Here is a 2,756-nt window from a genome sequence, read left to right as displayed (position 1 = left end):
GATCAACGCCGCGCTGTAGCCCGTGACCCGCGTGCCCGCGTGGTCGATGCCGCTGTTCTTCGTCGTCGGTGCGGTGTCGCAGTACATCGGTGCCGCCGTCGGGGTGTTTCTCTTCGAGACGACGGATCCGGCGGCGGTGGCGTGGCTGCGCGCGGCGGCCGCCGCTGTGGCGCTGCTGGCGTGGCGACGGCCGTGGCGGACGCGCTGGACCCGTCGCTCGATCGCCGCGGCGGGCGGTTTCGGAATGGTCACCGTCGCGATGAACGTCGCGTTCTTCGAGGCGATCGACCGGATCCCCCTTGGCACGGCAGTGGCGATCGAGTTCATCGGTCCGGTGGCGGTGGCCGTGCTGGGGTCACGGCGGGTCCAGGACCTGGTTGCCATTGTCTTGGCGGGCGTCGGCGTCGTCCTGGTGGCGGGAGCACAACTCGGCGTCGACCCGGCGGGCGTCGGCTTCGCGCTGCTGGCCGCGGCGCTGTGGGCCGGGTACATCCTGGTCGGCAAGCGGGTTGCCGACGCCGGGTCGGGCCTGGACTCGCTCGCCGTGGGGATGACCGTCGCCGCCGTGGTGCTCGCCGCGCCCCTGTTGTCTCACCAGCTGGTCGACGACGCCTCGGTGTTCGCCGATCCGCACGTTTGGGCGCTGGGGGCCGCGGTCGGCGTGCTGTCGACTGCCGTGCCATACGGGCTCGACCAGGTGGTGCTGCGGAGGATGGGCCGGGCCCGGTTCGCGCTGCTGCTAGCTCTGCTGCCGGCCACGGCCGCCGTCGTCGGTGCCGTCGCGCTGGCGCAGCGGCCGACGATTGCCGAAGTGGCCGGGATCGCGCTGGTGATGGCAGCGCTCGTGGTCAGCGCGGAACGCGGCGATACAGTTGGCCGGTCAAAGAACTAGGAGATGCAACCATGCCGGTCGACCGCCTGCTCCCCTCCGACGAGGCCGCCGAACTCATCGCGCTGACCCGCGACGTCGCCGACAAGCTCCTGGACCCCATCGTCGACGAGCACGAGCGCACCGAGACCTATCCCGACGGCGTGTTCGCCCAACTCGGCGCAGCCGGGCTGCTGAGCCTGCCGCAGCCCGAGGAGTGGGGTGGCGGTGGCCAGCCCTACGAGGTCTACCTCCAGGTACTCGAGGAAATCGCCGCGCGATGGGCCGCCGTCGCCGTCGCGGTCAGCGTGCACAGCCTCTCGTCGCATCCGTTGCTCACCTTCGGCACCGACGAACAGAAGCGGCGTTGGCTCCCAGACATGCTGTCCGGCAATCGAATCGGTGCGTACAGCCTGTCCGAGCCGCAGGCCGGATCCGATGCCGCCGCCCTGCGGTGTGCGGCGGTGCCCACCGACGGCGGCTACGCCCTGAACGGAACGAAGTCGTGGATCACCCACGGTGGAATCGCGGACTTCTACACGCTGTTCGCGCGGACCGGTGAAGGCTCCAAGGGCATTTCGTGCTTCCTGGTGCCGGGCGACCTGCCCGGGCTGAGCTTCGGCAAGCCCGAGGAAAAGATGGGCCTCGCCGCCATCCCGACGACGACGGCGTTCTACGACGACGCCGTCGTCGACTCCGACCGCCGCATCGGTGCCGAGGGCCAGGGGCTGCAGATCGCGTTCAGCGCGCTCGACGCCGGCCGACTGGGTATCGCGGCGGTGGCAACCGGGATCGCGCAGGCCGCGTTGGACGACGCGTGCCGGTACGCCAACGAGCGAACGACGTTTGGCCGCAAGATCGTCGACCATCAGGGCCTCGGCTTCCTGCTCGCCGACATGGCCGCAGCGGTCGGAAGTGCCAGGGCCACCTACCTGGACGCCGCTCGACGCCGCGATCTTGGCCAGCCGTACTCGACGCAGGCCAGTGTGGCGAAGCTGGTGGCCACCGATGCGGCGATGAAGGTCACCACCGACGCCGTCCAGGTCTTCGGCGGTGCCGGGTACACCCGCGACTACCGCGTCGAGCGCTACATGCGCGAAGCCAAGATCACCCAGATCTTCGAAGGCACCAACCAAATTCAGCGCCTCGTCATTGCGCGCAGCCTCACAACGTAGGTCTCCCCGAAAGGGGGTAAGCCTGAAGTATGACGAGTAACCCGGCCATCCTGCTGTACGACGGCACGTGCGGTTTCTGCGACGGCGCCGTGCAGTTCATCCTGCGGGTGGACCGACGCAACGAGATGCGGTTCGCCGCGCTCGAGAGCGACTTCGGTGCCGCGGTGCTGCAACGCCATCCGGAGTTGGCGGGCGTCGACTCGGTCGTCTACGTCGAGAACCCGGAGAGCCCCGACGAGCGCGTCACGGTGCGCTCGGAGGCAGCCCTTCACGTGGCGAAGTACCTCGGCGGTCCGTGGCAGGCGCTCGGGGCGGTGGCTCGGGTGGTTCCTGCGCCCGTCCGCGACGGGCTCTACGACCGCTTCGCGGCCATTCGCTACCGGGTGTTCGGCAGGGTGGATTCGTGCGCGCTGCCCGCGCCCGAGGTGCGTGCGCGCTTCATCGCTTGAATCGTCGAATGACATGCGTCGCTTGGCTTTTCAGAGTTATCCACAGGCCCTTCCCTAGGTCTTTCGCCCGTAGGCGCACCCGAGTAGATTCGAATGTATGTTCGAGTCATTGGCCACCGCCGCTGCCGCCACCTCAAGTGGCGGTGCGGTGGAGTCGTGGTCGCGGGTGGAGTCCGCGGCCTGCGCTCGCCGCGTCGCGGCGATGGCCGCCATGTTCCAGACGGCCTCCGCCGCCGACGGGTCCGGTGAGCGGGAGCTGTGGTG

General features: G+C 69.4%; 3 protein-coding genes. All 3 read left to right on the top strand.

Annotation, left to right across the window (positions count from 1 at the left end):
* Positions 1-46: 46 nt before the first annotated feature.
* Genes B1790_RS31920 through B1790_RS31910 form a run of 3 tightly spaced genes read left to right on the top strand, consistent with a single transcriptional unit; the run spans position 47 to position 2,492 of the window.
* A complete protein-coding gene (locus B1790_RS31920; protein ID WP_079927297.1) occupies positions 47-892 on the top strand; it encodes a DMT family transporter in 846 nt (281 codons plus the stop codon).
* Positions 893-903: 11 nt separating this feature from the next.
* On the top strand, positions 904-2,043 hold the full coding sequence (locus B1790_RS31915; RefSeq protein ID WP_079927296.1) for an acyl-CoA dehydrogenase family protein: 1,140 nt from the start codon (positions 904-906) through the stop codon (positions 2,041-2,043).
* Between the two features lie 29 nt (positions 2,044-2,072).
* On the top strand, positions 2,073-2,492 hold the full coding sequence (locus B1790_RS31910; RefSeq protein ID WP_079927295.1) for a thiol-disulfide oxidoreductase DCC family protein: 420 nt from the start codon (positions 2,073-2,075) through the stop codon (positions 2,490-2,492).
* The last annotated feature ends 264 nt before the right edge of the window (positions 2,493-2,756 follow it).

Source organism: Mycobacterium sp. AT1, assembly GCF_002043095.1.
Classification (GTDB): Bacteria; Actinomycetota; Actinomycetes; order Mycobacteriales; family Mycobacteriaceae; genus Mycobacterium.
This window is presented reverse-complemented; position numbering and strand designations above follow the sequence as displayed.

Excerpts from the sequence above, each read along its gene's own strand:
- B1790_RS31920 (WP_079927297.1), top strand. The coding sequence starts at position 47 with ATGCCGCTGTTCTTCGTCGTCGGTGCGGTGTCGCAGTACATCGGTGCC.
- B1790_RS31915 (WP_079927296.1), top strand. The coding sequence starts at position 904 with ATGCCGGTCGACCGCCTGCTCCCCTCCGACGAGGCCGCCGAACTCATC.
- B1790_RS31910 (WP_079927295.1), top strand. The coding sequence starts at position 2,073 with ATGACGAGTAACCCGGCCATCCTGCTGTACGACGGCACGTGCGGTTTC.